This window comes from Streptosporangium album (assembly GCF_014203795.1).
Taxonomy (GTDB): domain Bacteria; phylum Actinomycetota; class Actinomycetes; order Streptosporangiales; family Streptosporangiaceae; genus Streptosporangium; species Streptosporangium album.
In genome coordinates this window covers 4602503-4623680 of sequence record NZ_JACHJU010000001.1, presented here as the reverse complement: position 1 = coordinate 4623680, position 21178 = coordinate 4602503, and the positions used below count along the sequence as shown (strand labels likewise).

17 protein-coding genes are annotated in these 21178 nt (G+C 70.1%); 8 read left to right on the top strand and 9 right to left on the bottom strand.

Annotated features, from left to right (window positions below; genetic code table 11):
• Positions 1–29 precede the first annotated feature (29 nt).
• The 5 genes from FHR32_RS22050 to FHR32_RS22030 all read right to left on the bottom strand — a co-directional run bounded on the left by FHR32_RS22050 (position 30) and on the right by FHR32_RS22030 (position 6637).
• On the bottom strand, positions 30–833 hold the full coding sequence (locus FHR32_RS22050; protein ID WP_184756024.1) for a polysaccharide deacetylase family protein: 804 nt from the start codon (positions 831–833) through the stop codon (positions 30–32).
• A gap of 171 nt (positions 834–1004) precedes the next feature.
• Positions 1005–2297 (bottom strand): homoserine dehydrogenase, encoded by a 1293-nt coding sequence (locus FHR32_RS22045; protein WP_184756023.1) that lies wholly within the window; start codon positions 2295–2297, stop codon positions 1005–1007.
• A 61-nt stretch (positions 2298–2358) separates the two neighbouring features.
• Positions 2359–3741, bottom strand: coding sequence for a diaminopimelate decarboxylase (lysA, locus tag FHR32_RS22040; protein ID WP_184756022.1), 1383 nt, complete (start codon positions 3739–3741; stop codon positions 2359–2361).
• Between the two features lie 188 nt (positions 3742–3929).
• Positions 3930–4586, bottom strand: a complete 657-nt coding sequence (locus FHR32_RS22035) for a DALR anticodon-binding domain-containing protein (RefSeq protein WP_184756021.1) — start codon at positions 4584–4586, stop codon at positions 3930–3932.
• A gap of 92 nt (positions 4587–4678) precedes the next feature.
• Positions 4679–6637 (bottom strand): glycosyltransferase, encoded by a 1959-nt coding sequence (locus FHR32_RS22030; RefSeq protein ID WP_184756020.1) that lies wholly within the window; start codon positions 6635–6637, stop codon positions 4679–4681.
• A gap of 71 nt (positions 6638–6708) precedes the next feature.
• Here FHR32_RS22030 and FHR32_RS22025 point away from each other — a divergent pair, with 71 nt between their 5' ends.
• Together FHR32_RS22025 and treS are read left to right on the top strand one after the other, a co-directional pair.
• A complete protein-coding gene (locus FHR32_RS22025; protein ID WP_184756019.1) occupies positions 6709–8367 on the top strand; it encodes an asparagine synthetase B family protein in 1659 nt (552 codons plus the stop codon).
• 524 nt (positions 8368–8891) lie between these two features.
• On the top strand, positions 8892–10580 hold the full coding sequence (treS, locus tag FHR32_RS22020) for a maltose alpha-D-glucosyltransferase (protein ID WP_184756644.1): 1689 nt from the start codon (positions 8892–8894) through the stop codon (positions 10578–10580).
• A gap of 160 nt (positions 10581–10740) precedes the next feature.
• Here the strand turns inward: treS and FHR32_RS22015 are convergent, their stop codons facing one another.
• The 3 genes from FHR32_RS22015 to FHR32_RS22005 are packed head-to-tail and all read right to left on the bottom strand — an operon-like array spanning position 10741 to position 14273.
• Positions 10741–13020, bottom strand: a complete 2280-nt coding sequence (locus FHR32_RS22015) for an ABC transporter permease (protein ID WP_184756018.1) — start codon at positions 13018–13020, stop codon at positions 10741–10743.
• A gap of 3 nt (positions 13021–13023) precedes the next feature.
• Complete coding sequence (locus tag FHR32_RS22010) at positions 13024–13770, bottom strand: ABC transporter ATP-binding protein (RefSeq protein WP_184756017.1); 747 nt, start codon at positions 13768–13770, stop codon at positions 13024–13026.
• Positions 13767–14273, bottom strand: coding sequence for a PadR family transcriptional regulator (locus FHR32_RS22005; protein ID WP_184756016.1), 507 nt, complete (start codon positions 14271–14273; stop codon positions 13767–13769). Before FHR32_RS22005 ends, FHR32_RS22010 begins: the two co-directional genes overlap by 4 nt.
• Positions 14274–14405: 132 nt before the next feature.
• Here FHR32_RS22005 and FHR32_RS22000 point away from each other — a divergent pair, with 132 nt between their 5' ends.
• The 6 genes from FHR32_RS22000 to FHR32_RS21975 all read left to right on the top strand — a co-directional run bounded on the left by FHR32_RS22000 (position 14406) and on the right by FHR32_RS21975 (position 20710).
• Positions 14406–15662: an ABC transporter substrate-binding protein gene (locus FHR32_RS22000; RefSeq protein WP_184756015.1), complete on the top strand. Its 1257-nt coding sequence runs from the start codon at positions 14406–14408 to the stop codon at positions 15660–15662.
• A gap of 176 nt (positions 15663–15838) precedes the next feature.
• A complete protein-coding gene (locus FHR32_RS21995) occupies positions 15839–17170 on the top strand; it encodes an ABC transporter substrate-binding protein (protein WP_184756014.1) in 1332 nt (443 codons plus the stop codon).
• A gap of 159 nt (positions 17171–17329) precedes the next feature.
• Positions 17330–18691, top strand: a complete 1362-nt coding sequence (locus FHR32_RS21990) for an ABC transporter permease subunit (RefSeq protein ID WP_376773378.1) — start codon at positions 17330–17332, stop codon at positions 18689–18691.
• Positions 18688–19563 carry a carbohydrate ABC transporter permease gene (locus FHR32_RS21985; protein ID WP_184756013.1) on the top strand — a complete coding sequence of 292 codons (876 nt, stop codon included), beginning with the start codon at positions 18688–18690 and terminating at the stop codon, positions 19561–19563. Before FHR32_RS21990 ends, FHR32_RS21985 begins: the two co-directional genes overlap by 4 nt.
• Positions 19564–19641: 78 nt before the next feature.
• Positions 19642–20319: a uracil-DNA glycosylase gene (locus FHR32_RS21980; protein ID WP_184756012.1), complete on the top strand. Its 678-nt coding sequence runs from the start codon at positions 19642–19644 to the stop codon at positions 20317–20319.
• A 37-nt stretch (positions 20320–20356) separates the two neighbouring features.
• Positions 20357–20710, top strand: a complete 354-nt coding sequence (locus tag FHR32_RS21975) for a hypothetical protein (protein ID WP_184756011.1) — start codon at positions 20357–20359, stop codon at positions 20708–20710.
• 2 nt (positions 20711–20712) lie between these two features.
• Here FHR32_RS21975 and FHR32_RS21970 read toward each other — a convergent pair whose 3' ends face one another.
• Positions 20713–21114 carry a VOC family protein gene (locus FHR32_RS21970; RefSeq protein WP_184756010.1) on the bottom strand — a complete coding sequence of 134 codons (402 nt, stop codon included), beginning with the start codon at positions 21112–21114 and terminating at the stop codon, positions 20713–20715.
• Between the last annotated feature and the right edge of the window lie 64 nt (positions 21115–21178).

Sequence of the window (21178 nt, the reverse complement as noted above, 5' to 3'; positions counted from 1 at the left end):
GCCTGCCCTTGGGGGCGACGGCCGGGCGCCTACTGCCCGGGCACGGGCCGGTAGCGGGCGCCGACCGCGTCCTGGAGGGTCTTGACGACCGTGCCGTGGGCCTTGCGGCTCACCAGCCAGCCGAGGAAGCCGTCCAGGGTCCGGGGAGACACCGAGTAGACGCCGCAGCCGTCGCAGACCCGGTGGAACACCATGGTGACGAGCCCGCCGGTCTTCTCCGCGTTGAGGACCTGCTGCCTCATCTGCCGCAGCAGCGTGTCCTCGCGGACCGAGCCCGGCGTGCGGATGTCGTAGCGATCCGCCGGGCGCGGCTTCTCGGCACCCGGACAGGTGGGGCATCCCCACTCCTTGAGCCCGCCGACCCCGCGAGCCGCGTCGTAGCCACACTGCCGGGCCACCGCCTCGGCGTCGGCGTCGACCGACCCGAACGGGTAGGCGAGAGTGGCGGGCCGGTACCCCCACGCCACCAGTGTCCTGCGGTCGTCGCAGATCTGCTCGCGCTGCTGGCTGCGGGTCAGCTCGGTGAGACGGACATGGGTCAGCGTGTGGCCGCCGATCTCGTGCCCGCCCTTGGCGATCGCGGCGAGCTGCTCGCGGTTCAGCTTGAGGTCGCGCCCGATGGTGTCGGTGTTGACGTAGAAGGTCCCGCGCACGCCCCGCTTCTCCAGCATGCGGGCCGTGGCCAGGTGGGTCACGTCCCCGTCGTCGAAGGTGAGCGAGACGACCGTCCTGGCCTTCGGGGGCCTGGCGCTCTCGGCGAGGGAGACCGGTTGCAGGAACGCCGGCACGACCAGCGCCGCCGGCAGCACCGCGGCCCAACGAGCGATCTTCACGGGGACGTCCCTTCGGGCAGCGGATCAGAAGAGCAGAAAAGCACCATATAAGCCCATAAGGCTTGTCGATGCAGTCGTTACCAAAGGGTCAGGAAGGCGACGCCGTACGGCGTCGGCACGGGAGCGGGGCACCCTCCGTCCGCCGAGGGTGCCCGCAACCGGCGAGCGGGCCTACGAGGCCTCCTCGCCCTCGACCCGCATGACGCTCACCACGTCACGGACGATGTCCATCTCGCGCAGGCCCTCGATGGTGGCCGACAGCGCCGCGTCACTGGCCCGGTGGGTGACCAGGACGAGCTGGGCGTCGTCGCCGTGCCCCTCCTGGCGGACGGTCTGGATGGACACGTCCTGCTTGGCGAACATGTCGGCGACCCGGGCGAGCACGCCCGGCTTGTCGGCGACGTCCAGGGAGACGTGGTAGCGCGTGACGGTCTCACCCATCGGGTGCACGGCCAGGTCGGCGTAGGTCGACTCCTCGGGGCCCCGCGTGCCGGCCAGCAGGTTGCGGGCCACCGCCACGATGTCGCCCAGCACCGCGCTCGCCGTCGGGGCGCCGCCCGCGCCCGCGCCGTAGAACATCAGCTGCCCGGCGGACCGGGCCTCGACGAAGACCGCGTTGTACGCCTCGCGGACCCCCGCCAGCGGGTGCGTCCTGGGGATCATGGCCGGGTGCACCCGGACGCCGAAGGAGCGTCCGTCGTCGGAGCGGGCACAGATCGCCAGCAGCTTGATGACGTATCCCATCGCCTTGGCGCTGGCCACGTCGGTCGCGGTGATCTCGGTGATGCCCTCACGGTGCACGTCGGCGGCCGTCACGCGGCTGTGGAAGGCGATCCCGGCGAGGATCGCGGCCTTGGCCGCGGCGTCGAAGCCCTCCACGTCGGCCGTGGGGTCGGCCTCGGCGTATCCCAGGGCCTGGGCCTCCTCCAGCGCGTCGGAGAAGGACGCGCCGCTTCCGTCCATCTTGTCGAGGATGTAGTTGGTGGTGCCGTTGACGATGCCGAGCACGCGATGCACGTCGTCGCCGGCCAGGGACTCGCGCAGCGGCCGGATCAGCGGGATCGCGCCCGCGACGGCCGCCTCGAAGTACAGGTCCGCGTTGTTGGACCTGGCCGCGCCGTGGACGGTCGCGCCGTCCTCGGCGAGCAGCGCCTTGTTTGCCGTGACGACCGACTTGCCGCTGTTCATCGCGGCCAGGATGAGCGACCTGGCGGGCTCGATGCCGCCGATCACCTCGACGACGATGTCCACGTCGTCACGGGTGACCAGGGCCTCGGCGTCGGTGGTGAGCAGGGCCGGGTCCACGTCGGTGTCCCGTTTACGGCCCAGCCTCCGCACGGCGACGCCGGCGAGCTCCAGCGGGGCCCCGACCCTCGCGGCGAGGTCGTCGGCCTGCTCGCGCATCAGCCGGATCACCTGGGAACCGACGACACCGCACCCGAGGAGAGCGACTTTCAGTGCCATCCGGTCGCACTCTCCTTCTCGTCCGCTCCGCCCGCCCGGCGGCCTGCGATTTCGGGTCGTTTCACAGTTGTCCTCTCAGCAGATCGTCCTCGGTCTCCCTGCGGACGATCACGCGGGACACCCCGTCCTTGACCGCGACCACGGCGGGCTTGGGAAGGTAGTTGTAGTTGTTGGCGAGCGAGCGGCAGTAGGCGCCGGTCCCCGCGACGGCGATCAGGTCACCGGTGGCCAGGTCCCGCGGCAGCCACAGGTCGCGGACCACCATGTCGCCGCTCTCGCAGTGCTTGCCCACCAGGCGCGAGAGCATGGGCTCGGCGGAACTCTCCCGCGAGGCCAGGCGCGCGGTGTACTCGGCGCCGTAGAGCGCGGTGCGGATGTTGTCGCTCATGCCGCCGTCGACGCCGACGTAGGTCCGCAGCCCCTCGACGTCCTTGATCGTGCCGATCTCGTAGAGCGTCACACCCGCGAGCCCGGCGATGGCCCGGCCCGGCTCGACGGTGAGCTTGGGCACCGGCAGGCCCGCGGCCTCGGCCACCTTGGCGACGATCTCCCGCAGCCCGTCCGCGATCTCCTTCACGTCGGGCGCGGTGTCGCCCTCGACGTAGGGGATGCCGTAGCCGCCGCCGAGGTCGAGCTCCGGCAGGACGACGCCGTGCTCCTCCTTGATCTGCACCAGCAGCGTGGCCAGGCGGCGGGCGGCCACCTCGAAACCGGCGGTGTCGGTGATCTGGGAGCCGATGTGGGAGTGCAGGCCGACGAGTTCGAGCTGGGGCAGTGCGAGGATGCGCCGGGCCGCCTCGGCCGCGGCGCCGGCGCTCAGCGAGAAGCCGAACTTCTGGTCGTCGTGGGCGGTGGCGATGAACTCGTGGGTGTGCGCCTCCACGCCCACGGTCACCCGGATCATGATCCGGGGCCGCTTTCCGTGCTTGGCCGCCAGGAACCCCAGCCGGGCGATCTCCTCGAACGAGTCGGCCACGATGTGCCCGACCCCGACCTCGATCGCCCTCTCCAGCTCGGCGAGCGACTTGTTGTTGCCGTGCATCGTGATCCGCTCGGGCGGGAACCCGACGCTCAGCGCGACGGCGAGCTCGCCCGCGCTGCACACGTCGAGGCCGAGACCCTCCTGCATGATCCAGCGGGCCACCTCACGGCAGAGGAACGCCTTACCGGCGTAGTGGACCTCACCGCCGGCGAACGCGTCCCGGTAGTCGCGGCACCGGGAGCGGAAGTCTTCCTCGTCCACCACGTAGAGCGGCGTGCCGTGCTCTTCGACCAGATCCCTGACGTCGGCGCCGCCGACCGTGATCGAGCCTCCGGCACGGCCCGACGTCCGAGGCCAGATCGTCGGGTCGAGTGTGTTCAGGTCGGCAGGTGCGTGCGGAGGGCGCTCCTCTGGCCGCACTTCGGCGTGCCGGTCACCGGCGGGGTGGGCGAATCGACTCACCCGATCGAGGCTATCGGAAGCGGTGATCCCCGTGGGACGAGTGCCCAATTGGCGAGACACGATCAACCGGAAATACAGAAACTTTTCATGTCATTAATAACTTCAGCGCCATATTTTTACGTTTTGTGGCGATCCGCCCGACAAGACACCTGACGCGCGGCCGCCCCCGGCCCCCGCCGGGGGATCGGTCACAGGACGTCGGGCGCCGCCTCGCCCAGCGCCGCCAGCCCCTCGGCCAGAACGTCCCGCACCGCCCCGGCCAGCCGTACCCGCGCCAGGTGGAGGGCGGACGGCTCCTCATCCCCCACGGGCAGCGCGGGGGCCCGCTCGAACGCGTCGTGATAGGCCAGGGCGAGCTGCCCGGCATAGGCCGCCCACCCCGGATCCCGGCTCACCCGCCTGCCGTGCACCTCGGCCAGCGACCTCAGGACCGCCCGGTCCAGGTGGCCGGTGAGCAGCTCGGGCCGGAACTCCCCGCCGACCCCCAGCTCCGCCGCCCAGCGCTGTACGGCGACCGCCCGCACATGCGCGTATCGCACGACGAATCCGGGATTGCTCCAGGTCCTGGGAGAGTCGGCCCACGGCGACACCCCGCGGGACGGCGAGGCGACCGGGCCGATCTCCGCGACGAGCTCCCCCGGCACGGCCACCACGATCTCCAGGAAACCGTCGTCCCGCACCCGGACGCCCGCGATCCCCGGCAGCTCACGCAGCCGCGCCGCCAGCTCCCCGGGTGCCCGGCGCCGGCGCAACGCGGCAGGCGAGACGTAGACGGCCTCCTCGGCCCACGTCCCCTGCGGGATCGGCGGCAGGCCGAGGACCTCGCCGAGCTGACCGGGCGTCACGCCTGGCAGCCTAGCCCGGACCACGCGCGGAGCCAGATGATCGAGGCCGCACGTGCCCGTCCCGGCGCGTCCGCCACCTCGCCGGTCGGCCCTCAGGCCAGGGCGTGCGGAGCGGCCGGGCCGTAGTCGACGAGCTGGGCCGAGCCGAGGAGCCAGCGGTCGCGATCGCGCAGGCAGACGTAGCCGAAGCGGTCGGCGGAGAAGACCTTGATCCCGTCCGTGCGGCACTGGCGCATCAGCACCTCGTCCCACCCCTCCGAGACGTCGGCGAAGCCGATGCCGCGCAGGACGGCACGGCGGGCCAGCAAGGTGGCGCCGGTGATCTCGGGGAGATAGGAGTATTCGGCGTCCGGCTGGCGCAGCACCGTGGCGGCGACGTCGCGCAGGTGGGCGTAGAAGGCCGCCTTACCGACGATGTCGGCGGTGGTGAACAGGAAGGCGCGGGCGAGATCGGTCAGATAGTGCTCGCCGTACATGTCCCTGGCGTCCATGACCGCCACCAGATCGCCCTGGCACAGGTCGAGGGCACGGTTGAGCATGCCGCCGGTGGTGAGCCCCGGGTCGGTGGGACGGACCACGACGTCCACCCTGTCCGGCATCGCGGCGCGGGCCCGCCCCGCGGCGTCGTGCGCGTCCGACAGCAGCACCAGCTGGACGACGCCCTTCTGCGGCGCGACCTGGGCGAGGGTGTGGTCGAGATCGCCTCGATCGATCATGATCACCGAGACGGTCAGGGTGGCACGGGCGCTGGGCAGCCCGACCGCGTCGAGCAGGTCGTCCACCTTCTCCGTCATCGTGCCGGAGGCATAGGCCCGGCGGAGCGCCGCATGGGCCCGGCGGGCGTCGGCGCCGTCCTGGACACCGGGCGGGACGGTCCCGGCGTCCGGTGCGGGGCCCGCCGGAGACGCCGCGATCGGCGTGCCGCAGGCGGCCAGCTCGGCCATCCGCCAGACCTCCGTGCCCGGCGGGCAGTAGACGGCCCTGGGCCAGCGGTAGGAGGTGAGCACGTCCGGATACGACAGGTGGCCCGGGAGCAGCTCCTCCAGGGTGAGCACCCGGTCGAACCGGTCCCCGGCCAGCGGCAGCGGATTGTGCACGCGGGGCTGGACGGCGAAGGGCAGGAGCCCCAGCGAGGGCGAGCGGCGGCCGGAATCCGGCTCCCGGGACGCCAGCGCGGCGCCCCACGCCGCCACGGACCTGGGCAGTGCGGTGACGATGTGCTCGAACAACCCGGCGGCGGCGGCGAAGTCGCCGACCTCACCCCGGGTGTGCCAGAAGACCGTGCGGATGCCCCGCTCCGCGCACCACGACAGCAGCGCGGTCAGGCCCTCGCCCGGCTCGCGCAACTCCTCGGCCCAGGGCCCGTGGGTCACCGACTCGACCAGCAGCAGGTGCGGGACCTCGGCGGACAGCACCCGGGCGAAGTCCCTGGGCGTGAAGCCGGTGGTCTGCCGCCACTCGTAGCGCAGCAGCGCCTCGGCGTGCGGCTCCGCGACGACGGCCACCGTCAGGTGCGGGCGGGTGTTCGGGCCGGTCGGGACGCGGAACGGCTTGAGCTTGACCGACGTCCCGCCAACGGTCCTGGTGGACGTGGTGGCCTGGAAGGACGCACCCGGGACCGCCCTGGAGGTGCTCTTGACCGGGACGGGCTGGCGCTTGGGGGCGGCCGGTCGCTTGGCGGGCCTGGCGGCTCCGCGGAGGCCACGCGCCAGCCGCACGGGATTGCTCTTACCCGTCTTGATCGCGTCGCCCAGCCGGGACCACCGCGCCACCTGCACCGACGACAGCTTCCACTTCGCCACCTCGGCCTGGTAGCGCTGCTCGGCCAGGTCCCTGCGGAGTCGCTCTTCGGCCGCCTGTGCCGCTTCGAGCCGTTCCTCGGTCTCGCTCAGCCGTTCCTGGACTCCACGCAGTTCGGCCGTGGCGCGCTCCGCTTCGGTGATCTTCGCCTGTGCCGCGTCGAGCAGTCTGGCCAGTTCGGCGGCCCGTTCCGCCTCGGCCACAGCCTCCCGCAACGCCAACCGTGTGCTCTCGAGTTGCTCGCTCGCCACGCCGTCCTCCGATTTCTGAGCCGGGCGAAAGGATACCCTTTGGTCAATCGCGACACAGAGGAGTCAGCACGGTGCAGTGGCCGACGTTCAATGTGAGGCCCTACGTCTGCGGCGGCATCGGCCACCTCGACGATGCCGTCCTGGAGACACTGCGGGGGGCCGGACCACGGGTGAGGCCCGCGCTGCGAACCCCCCAGGCGGCACTGTTCAGCTCCTCACCGCTGCCGCCCTACCAGCGGGACGCACAGACCTGGGCGTTCGCCTGGGGGGAGCGCAGGCCGACGGAGGCGGCGCCGTGGATCAGCGTGGCGGAGGAGTTCGAGACCCCCGGCCTGATCGACGACGGAGACCGGGTCACGCTGCACACCGGCGGGCTCGGCCTGGTGGACGTCTACTACCTGTCCCGGGACGGGGCCGTCTACTTCTCCTCGCTCCTGGAGCCGCTGCTGGCTCTGGCCCGCACGCCGTACGAGATCAACTGGGACGCCTGGGCGTCGATCATCCAACTGACCTTCCCGCTCCGCGACGACACCCCTTACGCCCAGGTCAAGCGGCTGGCCGGGTCCAGCGCACTGGCCTTCGACCGGGCCTCGGGCCGGATCTCGACCGAGCGCAGGCTGCCCCGGTGGCTGCGCGAGGAGCCGTTCGAGGCGGGACGGACGGCCGGGGAGATCCTGGAGATCCTGCACGAGGTCTACAAGGAGTTCGACGGCCGTCCGCTGCTCGTCCCGGTCAGCGGCGGCTACGACTCGCGGCTGCTCTGCTCGGTCGCGGTGACCCGGGGCGCCGACGTCGAATCGTGGACGACGAGCCCCGACGACGGCACCGACACCGACATCGCCTTCGCCCGCGCGATAACCCGCGAGCTGGGCGTACGGCACCGCGTGATCACTCAGGACGCCGCCGCCTACCCCGACGACGCGCTCGCCGTCGCCCGGCGGCTGGAATTCCTGACCCCGCACCACGCCTGGTACACCCCGTTCGCCCGTGAGGTGCACCGGGCCGGCCGGACCCTGGTGGACGGCCTGGCCGGAGGGCCGCTGCTGAAGAACTTCATGGTCAGCGGGGCCGCGCTGGAGGCCTCCTCGGAGGCGGAACGGAAGGCGGCGCTGCTCGGCTCCCTCGCGCTGGGCGCCCCGTCGGTGCCGTTCCTGTCGGAGGAGGCGTCGGCCTGGATCACCTCCTCGGTCGAGGCGGCCTTCACCCAGTCGACCTCGATGCTCAACGGGCACCGGGCCGAACTCCCGCTGTCGGTCCTGCACACCCGGACCGCCCGGGGCATCGCCCGCTCCCCGGTCAACCTGGTCGGCCCCGAGGTGTCGTTCGCGGCGCCCTTCATGCACCCGGACTTCTTCGACGCCGCCCTCTCGGTGGGCGTGGCCCGTAAGGACAAGGGGCACTTCTACCGGGAGCTCCTGCACACCGCCAACCCCCGTGTCGCCGCGCTCCCCTCCACGAACGTGGTCAAGCAGCCGCTCCAGCGGGTCCCGCTCCGCTCGGCCGCCGCCCCCGCGCGCGAGTACGGACACCGGATGCTGAGCCGGGTCGCGGGCGCGGTTCCCTCCCTGCTGTCGGAGCAGCTTCACGGCGTGGTCGCCGAGGGCCCTGACGCCCTGGCGCGGTTCAACGGCTGGAACGACCGGTTCTGGGTGCGGAGCCTGGTCCTGTTCGGAGCCTGGCTGGGCGACTACGAGGACCGCCTGCCCACCCCTGCCCCGCCCTGGAGCTGATCTCTCCCCGCGCCGTCTCCTCCTGCGACCGGGAGTACGGCGGAGCGCGGTTGGGGCCCATACCCCATGGCTGGGTAGGCTCGACTGGCGGGGTCCGCTGAACCGAGGGGGAGACTCCCGTCACAGGCGGGCGGGTGGGGACCCGGGCTCCGGCGACGACCTGGTCCGGGTGTGCGTGTCTGCCGGCCCCCAGCCATAAGCCGAGGTCATCATCACCGCGTGTGGCATGTTTCGGGAAAGAGAACAGTAAGCGACAGCGCGATTACGGGCGGGCGGCGCGATGCCTGCGAAGTTTCCGTGGCGTGGGGACGTGACGAGATGTTCAGGGGCTACGGCAGGCGCGAACGGCTGGTAGTGTTCGGCCCAGAAAGCGCCACAACGGACAGACCAAATCACAAATTCGGTCTGACCGAGGGCATGGAGCACGTGGGGATGACGGCTCCCGCCAGCGCGGTCACCAAACATCATCAGCCGGACTATCCGGTGACTTCGTCCTGCCCTTTCTCACCGTGAGCGAGAACACGATGAACCCATCCCCCTACGTGGAGCCCGTTTCCGAGGACTTCGTCTCGGCGGACCCCCAGTGGTACAAGCGGGCTGTCTTCTATGAAGTGCTGGTCCGGGGATTCAAGGACTCCAATGGAGACGGCACGGGAGACCTGCGCGGCCTGATCGAGAAGCTCGACTACACCAAGTGGCTCGGCGTCGACTGCCTGTGGCTGCTCCCCCTGTACGAGTCGCCGCTGCGCGACGGCGGCTACGACATCTCCGACTACATGAAGATCCTTCCCGACTTCGGCGATCTCGGCGACTTCGTGGAGCTCATCGAGTCGGCTCATGAGCGGGGCCTGCGCATCATCACCGACCTGGTGATGAACCACACCAGTGACAAGCACCCCTGGTTCCAGGCCTCGCGGCACGACCCCGAAGGCCCCTACGGCGACTTCTACGTCTGGTCCGACGAGCCCACCGGATACCCCGACGCCCCGATCATCTTCATCGGTGCCGAGGAGTCCAACTGGACCTACGACCCGGTCCGCAAGCAGTACTACTGGCACCGTTTCTTCCACCACCAGCCCGACCTGAACTACGACAACCCGGCGGTCCAGGAGGCCATGCTGGAGGTCCTGCGCTTCTGGCTGGACCTGGGCATCGACGGCTTCCGCCTGGACGCCGTGCCCTACCTCTTCGAGCGCGAGGGCACCGGCTGCTCCGGCCTGCCCGAGACTCACGCGTACCTGAAGAAGGTCCGCGCCGAGGTGGACCGCCTCTACCCCGACCGGGTGCTGCTGGCCGAGGCCAACGGCTGGCCCGAGGACGTGGTGGAGTACTTCGGCGACCCGGCGGTGGGTGGCGACGAGTGCCACATGGCCTTCCACTTCCCGCTCATGCCGCGCATCTTCATGGCCGTGCGGCGAGGCAGCCGCGAGCCGATCTCCGAGATCATGTCGCGGACGCCGAAGCTTCCCGACAGCGCTCAGTGGGGCATCTTCCTCCGCAACCACGACGAGCTGACCCTGGAGACGGTCACCGAGGAAGAGCGCGACTACATGCACGCCGAGTACGCCAAGGACCCGCGCATGCGGGCCTACCTGGGCATCCGGCGCCGCCTGGCCCCGCTGCTGGAGAACGACCGGGACCAGATCGAGCTGTTCACCGCGCTGCTGCTGTCGCTGCCCGGCTCGCCGGTCATGTACTACGGCGACGAGATCGGCATGGGCGACAATATCTGGCTGGAGGACCGCGACGCGGTCCGCACCCCGATGCAGTGGAGCCCGGACCGCAACGCCGGCTTCTCCCAGGCCGACCCGGGCCGTCTCTACCTCCCGGCCGTCATGGACCCGATCTACGGCTTCCAGGCGGTCAACGTGGAGGCCCAGCAGAAGAACCCGGCGTCACTGCTGCACTTCACGAAGAAGATGCTGGAGATCCGCCGTAACCACCCGGTCTTCGGCACCGGCGTCTACAGCGAGCTGTGGTCGGGCAACCCTGCCGTGCTGTCCTTCATCCGTGAGGACGGCGACGACGTGATGCTGTGCGTCAACAACCTGTCGAAGTATCCGCAGCCGGTGGAGCTGGACCTGCGCCGCTTCGAGGGCATGACGCCGGTCGAGGCCCGTGGCGGGGTGCCGTTCCCACAGGTGGGGACCCTGCCCTACCTGCTGACCCTGCCGGGTCACGGCTTCTTCTGGTTCTCCATCAACACCCGCTGATCCCTCCATACGGAACGGTGCGGTGCGGCCTGGCCGTACCGCACCGTTCCGTATGGTGACCGTTCTCCGCGGCGCCCGGCGGCCGTTCCGCGTCGGCCCGCGGCGTTCTCCGTACCGCGCCGTTCCATGCCGCCGGCGTCCGTTCCGGGGCGCGGCCCGTCTACCTGGCGGTCACCGGCACCTGGGCGCGTACGGCCCTGCGGGCCGGTATCAGCGTCACCAGCAGGGATGCCCCCACCGCGATCAGCACCGCGGAGACCAGCGTCAGGGCCGAGGGCGTACGGCCGATGCCCGCGCCGACACCGCTGGTGTGGCCCTGCAGGTCGATCAGTCCGCCGACCAGGGAGGCCCCGGCGGCGGTGCCCGCGACCACGCCCAGCACGACGAGCAGCCCCGTACCGGTGACCAGGGTCGCGGCCACCTGCCGCGGGGTGAGACCCATGGCTTTGAGCACCGCCAGGTCCAGCGCGTGGTCGCGCAGGCCGAGGGCGCTGGCGGTCAGCAGGTTGGCCAGGCCGAGCAGGGAGAGCACGCCGATCAGCGCCACGATCACCACTCGGATGACCGAGAGCCGTTCGGCCGGGTTGACCACCAGGTGGACCTCCAGCCCCTCGCCCGAGGCGGCCAGCAGCCGGGCCCGGACCGCGGCGGGGTCGGCGCCCGGCCGGAGGATGAGGCTGTAGAACTGCGGCGGCATCGCGTCCTTGGCGGCGAGGCTGTCCAGTCCGAGGGAGAGCACCTCACCGTCCTGGTCGGGCTCCACCACCCTGCCGACGATGTGGACGATCAGCGGCGTGCCGCCGACCGTCATCCGCACCCGGTCTCCGATCTTCACTTCCAGCAGGTCGAGCAGTCCCTGCCCGGCCACGGCCTCACCGCGGGCGGCGAACATCCGCCCCTCGACCACCGAGAAGGGGTACGGGTGGGCGGAGGTGCCCACGGCACGGGCCAGCACGCTCCTGGTCTGTTCCGGCTCCAGCGCGGAGACCTCGGTGCCCGGGTAGGCGGTCAGCACCTCGGGGTCGGCTCCGGCGATCCGTACGGCCTCTCCGGCGGAGAGCTTGTCCGGGCGGAGGGTGAGAGCCGCCGCCTGACCGATCTGTTCGGGGTGGCGCAGGAAGTCGTCCAGGGTGGCCCAGCAGCCGAGGCCGATCGTGATCATCATCATCGGGACGGCGAGGCCGAAGATGCTCAGGAGGGCGGGGACGCGCCTGGTGAAGGCGTCGCGGGTGCCCAGGACGAGGGCGGGCGGCAGCCGTACGAGAAAGGCGAGCCTGGCCATCCGTGACAGGTGGCCCCTCGGCGGCGCGGCGGACGCCGTGGGGATCGGCGGGGTGCGGCTGCCGCGCCAGGCGGGCAGGGCCACCGCGACTCCGACCACCGCGGCGGTGCCGCCGGCGATCGACAGCAGCGGGATCGGTGAGAGCGGCAGGATCGGCATGCCGTCCAGCGCGAACGAGGAGGCGATCTGGCCGCAGACCAGCCCGGCGACGATGCCGATCAGGCCGAGCGCGCCGTGCTCCACCATGAGCAGGCCGAAGATCTGGCTCCGGGTGTAGCCGAGGGACTTGAGCGTGGCGATGTCGCGTGTCTGGGTCAGCACGCGGCCCCCCACCACGTTGACGATGGCCAGTGCGGCGGCGACCAGTCCTGCGGTGCCGAACAGCGCCAGCAGCAGGCCGAGCAGCCTGTTGTCCAGCTCCATGGAGGCGCGGACCTCGCGCCAGGTGGACATGCGCTGGATCTGCTCGGCCAGCAGGGTGACCGCGCCGTGCACGACCGGCAGGGTGTCCTCACCGTCGGTGAGCCGCAGCCCGGTGACCGACTCGCTGCGCCCCAGCGCGGGTTCGATCCTGGCGAGGGTGGTGGTCAGGGTCCAGGCCAGACCCGGGGTCGACTCGGGGTAGAAGCCCTGGTCCGCGGTGTCCGCCAGGCCGACCACGATCAGCGGGTGGGAGGCCCCGTTGAGCGCGGTGACGGTGAAGGGACCGCCCACCCGCAGGTCGAGCGCCTCGGCGAAGGAGCGCTCGACGACCACGCCCTCGACGTCGCCGGGGCGTAGCCATCGCCCCTCACGGACCAGCGGCGCGGCCACGGACGGGAGCGTCGCCTGCATCCCCCGCAGCGCCACGGGCGACTTCTTTCCGTCCATCGTGAGCATCACGGGTGCCGTGCGGTACGGGCCGGCCACCTCCTCCACGCCCGCGAGGCGGGAGAGCGCGGCCACGTCCGGGGCGTCCTTGGTGTGGATCCACACATGCGCGCCCCGGGACTCCGCGAACAGCCCCCGCCACGGGTTCGTCCCGTCCTCCAGCAGCGTCGCCGAGGTGATGAGCGCCGTGACGATCCCCGCCACGGCGAGCACCGTCAGCAGCGCCTGTCCTCGCCGGGCCCTCAGATCGGCCCGGATCCATCTGGCCGAGGCCCTGGCGGTGCTCACCGGTCATCCCCTGAGTTCGACGACGTCGCCCGCGGTGGCCCGGGGGCGACGGCGGGCCGTGCCGACCGCGCCGTCGTCGACGATCTCACCGTCGAGCAGGGAGACCACCCGGTCGGCGAGGCTGGCGACCCGGGCGTCGTGGGTGACCATGACGATGGTCTGGCCGTCGCGGTGGACCTCGCCGAGGAGGCGGAGCACGTCGCGGGCGTTGCGGCTGTCGAGGTTGCCGGTGGGTTCGTCGGCGAGCAACAGGCTCGGCTTGTTGGCCAGCGCGCGGGCCAGCGCGACCCGCTGCTGCTCACCGCCGGCGAGCTGGGCGGGGGCGGCGTCGGCACGGTCGGTCAGGCCGAGTTCTCCGAGGAGATACTCCCGGCGCTCGCGTGCCTCGCGTGGGGGCGCTCCGGCCAGCAGCGCGGGGAGCTCGACGTTGTCGGCCACGGTCATGTTGGCGACCAGGTTGAAGAACTGGAAGACGAAACCGATCTCCCTGCGGCGCAGCAGCGCCCAGGCGCTCTCGCTCAGGGTGTCGGCCCGCTTGCCGTTCAGCCAGATCTCGCCGCTGGTGCGGGCGTCCAGGCCACCGATCATGTGCACCAGGGTGGACTTGCCCGAACCCGAGGGCCCCATGACCGCGACGAACTGCCCGGCCTCCACCGTCAGGTCCACCCCCCGAACGGCGGGCACCGGGACGCCGCCGTTCTGGTAGATCTTCACGAGGTTGACCGTGGTGACGGTGGGGGGCGGGCTCATGACAGGTCCTCCTGACAGCGTTCGAGCCAGTCGAGGTCGGCCTGCAGGTGGAGCATGGCCCCCTCTATCAGCAGGAGCGCGACGCGATCCCCCTGGTCGGTCCGCTCAGCGAGTTCGTTGAGGTCGCGCATGAGCGCGAGGTAGTGGCGACGCTGGCGATTGATCAGCGTCATCCGGTCCGCGATGCCGGTCATGGGAGCCAGCACGAGCTTCATGAAGAACTCGTCCCGGACCCGCGGCCCCTCGGTGGGCTCGTCCACCCACACGTCGAGGACTTCCCGGCCCTTGGCGGTCAGATAGTACACCTTCTTGTTCGGCCGGTTGGTCTGTTCGACGTCCACGGCCCGCACCTGCCCGTCTTTCTCCAGGCGGCCGAGCGTGACGTAGATCTGCCCGATGTTCGGTGACGGGTAGGCACTGCCGAAAATCTGCTCAAGCGCCTGTTTTAGCTCGTATCCGTGGGCAGGTTCCTTCGCGAGGAGCGCCAGCAGCGACTGCCTCACGCCCCACCTCCTCGGAGTGCTCGTTACGTGAGCGTTATGTGGCTATCCGTTGACGCCCACATTAGCGCTGTGCATAACATGCATGCATCTACCTAACACGTATGTAACCGCTCCGAAACTTGGAGGCAACCGATGCGCCGCCTGTTCCCCGTCGCGCTCGCCGTACTGGTGACGGCGGGATGCTCGGCCGCGGTCGCCCAGAAGACGGAGCGGTCCGGCGGGACCGGCCCGTTCACTCTCGTGACGGGACGCGACACGACCGGTTACCTGCAACCGCTGCTCGACCGGTGGAACCAGGCCCACCCCGGGGAGCGGGCGACCCTGCTCGAACTCCCCGAGGCGGCCGACGAGCAGCGCGCGCAGATGGTCGCCAACCTGCAGGCCAAAAGCGACCGCTACGACGTGCTCGGCCTCGACGTGGTCTGGACGGCGGAGTTCGCCGACGCCGGCTGGATCCTGCCGCTCGACCGTGGCATGTTCCCACTGGACCGGTTCCTGCAGCCGGTGGTGGACACCGCGATCTACAAGGACAAGCTCTGGGCGGTGCCCTACACCAGCAACGCCGGACTGCTCTACTACCGCAAGGACCTGCTCGCCAAGCAGGGCTTCAAGCCGCCCAAGACCTGGGCGGAGCTGCGCGAGCAGGCGCGCACCCTGCACGACAAGTACGGCATCGGCGGTTACGCCGGCCAGTTCCTCGCCTACGAGGGGCTGACCGTCAACTTCGCCGAGGCCGTGCAGTCGGCGGGCGGGCAGATCCTCAGCCGGGACGGCACACGGGTGACCATGGACGTGGCCAAGGCGAAGACCGGTCTGGACTTCCTGACCGGCGGGTTCCGCGAGGGATGGATCCCCGCGGAGTCACTCTCCTTCAAGGAGGAGGAGTCGCGGCTGGCCTTCCAGGAGGGCCGGCTCGCCTTCGCCCGCAACTGGCCGCACGCGTACGGCCCGGCCACCGCCTCGGCGGTCGCCGGCAAGTTCGGTGTCACCCGGCTTCCCGGGCTCAACGGCCCGGGTTCCAGCTCGCTGGGCGGGGTCAACCTCGCGCTCAGCGCGTACTCCAAGCGGCAGAAGTCGGCGGTGGAGTTCATCCGCTACTTCACCGGCCTGGAGAACCAGCGGCGGGTGCTCGCCGACGGCTCGTTCCCTCCCGTGTGGGCCGAGCTGTACGACGACCCCGGCCTGATCAAACGCTTCCCCTACCTGCCGGTTCTCAAGCAGAGCATCCTCTCCGCGCAGCCGAGACCGGCGAGTGCCAACTACAACCAGGTGAGCCTGGTGATCGCCAGTGCGGTCTCCAACGCGCTCACCCCCCCTTTCAAGGAAGACGACGACGACGTCGCCGTCTCCATGAAAGGCCAGCTCAACGAGATCATCCGGGCTCAGTGACCCGGGGGCGATCCCCCCGGGGTGAGACCGTCATCCCCACTCCCGGCCCGGACCGAGGGTCATCCCCACCCTCGGTCCGACCAGGCGTCATCCCCTCATCCCGTCCACAGTGAGCTGTCATCTCCATCCCCCAGCTGAAACCCGAGAGCTCTGACAGCACAGGAGGTTTGCTCAGTATGCGTAAAACCGTCGCGACAGTGACCACAGCCGGTCTCGCGCTCGCACTCGCCGCGTGTAGCGGCCAGGCTTCCGACACCGCCGCCTCCCCCGCTCCCGGCGGCAGCTCCTCCGCGGCCGCCCCCGCGGCCAAGACCCTTGAGGGCGTGTCCCTCGAGGTCGCCGCCAAGTGGACCGGCTCCGAGCAGACCAACTTCCAGACGGTGCTCAAGGCGTTCGAGGACAAGACCGGCGCCAAGGTCACCTACGCCTCCACCGGCGAGGACACCGGCGCCTACCTCGGCCCGCGCCTCGAGGGCAAGAACCCGCCGGACATCGCGATCCTGCCCCAGCCGGGCCTGGTCAAGCAGTACTCCGACCAGAAGGCGCTCAAGCCCCTCACCGCCGAGGTGCTGAAGCAGATCGACGACAACTACACCCCGTACTGGAAGGAGCTCGGCTCCGCCGACGGCCAGGCCTACGGCGTGCTGGTGAAGGCGGCCCACAAGTCGCTCATCTGGTATCGCGACAAGGCCTTCCAGGACGCCGGGACACAGCCGCCCACCACCTGGGACGAGCTCGTCAAGACCGCCCAGGCGGTCGCCGACTCCGGCACCCCGCCGTTCTCCCTGTGCGGCGCCTCCGGCTGGACCCTGACCGACCTGTTCGAGAACGTCTACCTGTCCAGCGCGGGCCCGGACAACTACACCAAGCTCTCCAAGCACGAGATCCCGTGGACCGACCCCAGCGTGACCACCGCGCTGGAGAAGATCGGACAGCTCGTCGGCAAGAAGGAGTTCCTGCTCGGCGGCTCCTCCGGCGCCCTGCAGACCGACTTCCCGACCTGCGTGACCCAGGTCTACGGCCAGGACAAGTCGGCGATGGTCATCGAGGCGGACTTCGTGGGCACCACGGCCGAGGAGTCCGGTGCGAAGCTCGGCGAGGAGGCCAAGTACTTCCCGTTCCCGAAGGCCGGTGACACCGAGCCGGTCGTGCTGGGCGGTGACGTCGCGGTGGTGATGAAGGACTCCAAGGGCGCGATGGCGCTGATGGAGTTCCTCGCCTCCAAGGAGGGCGGCGAGATCTGGGCCAAGCTCCCCGGCTACCTCTCCTCCAACCGCAACGTCTCGCCTGACAACTACCCGAGCGAGCTGACCAAGAAGCTCGCCCAGACGATCATCTCCGCCGGTGACGCCGTCCGCTACGACATGTCCGACCTCGCGCCCAGCGCCTTCGGTGGCACCGACGGCAAGGGCGAGTGGAAGCTCCTGCAGGACTTCGTGCGCGACCCCTCCAAGATCAAGGACATCCAGGAGAAGCTCGAGGCCGAGGCCAAGAAGGCCTGGAAGTAAAGGGGAGAGGCCGTGACCGACCGGTTAGACGGCCCGCAGGATCCGCGTGGCGGCGACGCCGCCCGCGGCTCCTCCTCCGGACCGAACGATGCCCCCAGGTCCTCCGTGGGCCTGGGCGAGGGACCCCTGACCGCGGCCGAGGCGGACCCCGCCCCCGCCGTGGAGAGCACCTCCTCCGGGAGGGAGGACGACACCGTCGCGGCAGCCGCGCCGGCGGGGAAGCGGAAGCGCGTCTCCGAGCTGGGACCGCCGCCGATCATGGCGATCTGGTTCCTGCTCCCGGGCGCGGTCCTGCTCGGCTCGATGGTGATCTACCCGATCATCTATTCGATCTTCCGTAGCCTCTACGACGGCAACGGCCAGAACTTCGTCGGTGTGGACAACTACGCGGCGATCTTCAGTGACGCCTCCACCCTGACCACGATCAGGAACAACCTGATCTGGGTCGTGGTGGCTCCCGCCCTGGTCACCGCGGTCGGTCTGATCTTCGCGGTGCTGACCGAGCGGATCCGCTGGGCGACCGCGTTCAAGCTGATCGTGTTCATGCCGATGGCCGTCTCGCTGATGGCCTCCGGCGTCATCTTCCGCCTGGTGTACGAGCAGGCCCCGGACCGGGGCGTGGCCAACGCCGTGATCAGTTCGGTGGACGGCCTCTTCGGCTCCCACACGGGCTACCCGGACGCCCGCCCCCGGGAGAACGACCAGGCTCCGGTCGCCGCCCAGCAGGGCGCGGTGGTGACCAAGCAGCCCTCCCAGCCGGGGAAGGCCGTGCTCATCCCGCTGGTGGGCGTGAAGCCCGAGTCCCTCGCCTCGGCCTCGACGGCGAAGGCGGCCCAGCCCGGTCCGGGCGAGCTCGCCGGGACCGTGTGGGTGGACTTCACCCAGGGCGGCGGCGGCGCGCTCAACCAGGTGGACGGCACGGAGAAGGGCCTGACCGGGGTGACGGTCGAGGCGGTGCAGAACGGCGCCGTCAAGGCCACCGCCACCACCGAGGCCGACGGGACGTTCCGCTTCGCCGGACTCGCTCCGGGCGACTACACGGTACGGCTGCCGCAGTCGAACTTCGAGGCCGCCTTCAGCGGGGTCTCCTGGCTGGGCCCGACGCTGATCACACCGGCGATCATCGGCGCGTTCATCTGGGTGTGGGCCGGGTTCTCCATGGTGCTGATCGCGGCCGGCCTCGCGGCCATCCCGCGGGACGCGCTGGAGGCGGCCCGCATCGACGGCGCCACCGAGTGGCAGGTGTTCCGCAAGATCACCATTCCGCTGCTCTCCCCGGTGCTGCTCGTGGTGTTCGTCACGATGATCATCAACACTCTGAAGGTCTTCGACCTGGTCTACGTCATCGCACCGGGATCGGTGCAGCCGCAGGCCAACGTGATCGCGCTGGAGATGTGGCGGGTCTCCTTCGGCGGCGGCGGCAACCAGGGGATGGGCAGCGCACTGGCCATCTTCCTGCTGATCCTCGTACTGCCCTTCATGTTTCTCAACATCCGCCGGTTCAGGAGGGACAACCAGTGACCACCTCCACTCTCGGCGCTCCGCCCCGCAGCGCCCTCGGCCGGGTCGTCGACCGGATCGGCGGTGGCGTGCTCCAGGCGGCGCTGGTGCTGATCGGCGTGTTCTGGCTGGTCCCCACCCTCGGGCTGTTCGTGGTCTCGATCCGCGAGGAGGCGGCCAACAACTCCACCGGCTGGTGGACGGCGCTCACCAAGCCGGCCGAACTGACCCTCAAGAGCTACTCCGACCTGCTGGCCACCGGGTTCACCGCGTCGTTCTGGAACACGGTGTCCATCACGGTGCCCACGACCCTCCTGGTGATCGGCATCGCGGCCATGGCGGCCTACGCGTTCGCCTGGATGGAGTTCCCCGGCAGGGACGGGCTGTTCCTGGTGGTGGTCGGCCTGCTGGTGGTGCCGATCCAGATCGGGCTGATCCCGATCGCCAAGCTCTACGGCTCCATCGGGATCTTCGGCTCCATCGCCAGCGTGGTGCTCTTCCACGTCGCGTTCGGACTCCCCTTCGCCATCTTCCTGCTCCGCAACTTCTTCGCGGGCATCCCGAGCTCGCTGCTCGAAGCGGCGCGGATGGACGGCGCGGGTGAGTGGAAGATCTTCTCGACCGTGGTGTTCCCGCTGGCCAAGCCCGCGGTCGCCTCGCTCGGCATCTTCCAGTTCCTCTGGGTCTGGAACGACCTGCTCGTCGCCCTGGTCTTCGCCGACACCGACAACCAGCCGATGACCAAGGCACTGCAGTCCCAGATGCGGCAGTTCGGCACCAACATCGACATCCTGGCGCCGGGCGCCTTCCTGTCACTGATCATCCCGCTGGTGTTGTTCTTCGCCTTCCAGCGGTACTTCGTGCAGGGCATGATGGCCGGCTCGGTGAAGTAAAGGGGCAGGCCCGGTACGGCTTGCCCTGATTTCAAGGGCAAGCCGTACCGAACCTCAAACCTCGATAGGGTTTCCGGCATGTCCGCACGCCCTTTGAACGAAGTCGTGGAAGCCGGGTGGGCCACGGCCCTGGAGCCCGTCGCCGGTCAGATCGCCGCGATGGGCGACTTCCTCCGCAAGGAGGTCGCCGAAGGCAGGCAGTACCTCCCTTCGGGCCCCAATGTGCTCCGCGCCTTCCAACAGCCCTTCGACCAGGTCAAGGTGCTGATCGTCGGCCAGGACCCCTATCCCACGCCGGGTCATCCGATTGGTCTGAGCTTCTCGGTGGCCGCCGACGTGCGGCCCATCCCGGGGAGCCTGCGCAACATATACAAGGAGCTCACCGAGGACCTCGGGCTGCCGATGCCGAGTAACGGCGACCTGACCCCGTGGGCCGAGCACGGTGTGCTGCTGCTCAACAGGGTGCTCACCGTCATGCCGGGCAAGCCCGCCTCGCACCGGGGCAAGGGGTGGGAGGAGATCACCGAGCAGGCCATCAAGGCACTCGCCGCGCGCGACCAGCCGCTGGTGGCGATCCTGTGGGGCCGTGACGCCCGCAACCTGCGTCCGATGCTCGGCGACGTCCCCGCCATCGAGTCGGCCCACCCGAGCCCCCTGTCGGCCCGCAACGGCTTCTTCGGCTCCCGCCCGTTCAGCCGTGCCAACGAGCTCCTCACGCAGCAGGGCACGGCGCCGGTGGAGTGGAAGCTTCCGTAGGGCGATCCCCCTTCTCGAGGGCACTAGAATTTCCACCATGAGTGATGAATCGGGCACTGAACGCTATCTGCGTCTGACGGTTGAGCTGACCGTCGAGGTGCAGGACATCGGCGGACTCCAGGCTGCCGCACTGAAGGAGATCAACCACCCGGACGCCGACCTGGACGACGACGAGCGCCGGGAGCAGGCGGAGATGGTCTCCGCCGACGACACCGGCGCCACGGCGCTGCAGTGGCTCATCGAGCCGGACCACGTCCTGGGTCTGATCGAGCACGTCGAGCAGATCGAGCCCCGCGAGGCCGTGCTGGGCGTGGAGCCCTCCGACGGGCCCTCGGACGAGGATGAGGACGAGGACCATGGCCATGACCACGGTCATGGCCATGGTCACTGAGATCAGGCGTTGACCGCGAAGCCGTCCCCGAAGGCCCAGAGTTGACCCTCCAGGTCGAAAGCCAGATAGGCCCTGGCGCCCTCGGGGGTGGCCTCGGGCTCCACCACGATCTCCGCGCCCATGGCGCCGGCGTGCTCGTAGTGGGCGTCCAGGTCCTCCACCACGACGAACACTCCCTGGCTGACCGCCGGTAGATCCAGGGCACTGCGCAGGTACGGCTCGCCGTCACGGACCGAGGCGAGCATGATCACAGCGTCTCCCAGCGCGAGCCGGGCATATCCGATGCCGCCTCTCGGCCCGGGGACCGTGAGCGCCACCTGGAAGCCGAAGACCTTGCCCAGCCACTCGATGGCGGCCGGAGCATCCTGATAACGAAGGAACGGGACCACAAGGGGCGTCGACATGCTGCCCTCCATCGAGACGGTGCGATGCCTTCAGCCCCGAGCTTGCCACCGTTGGCCGGTCCCG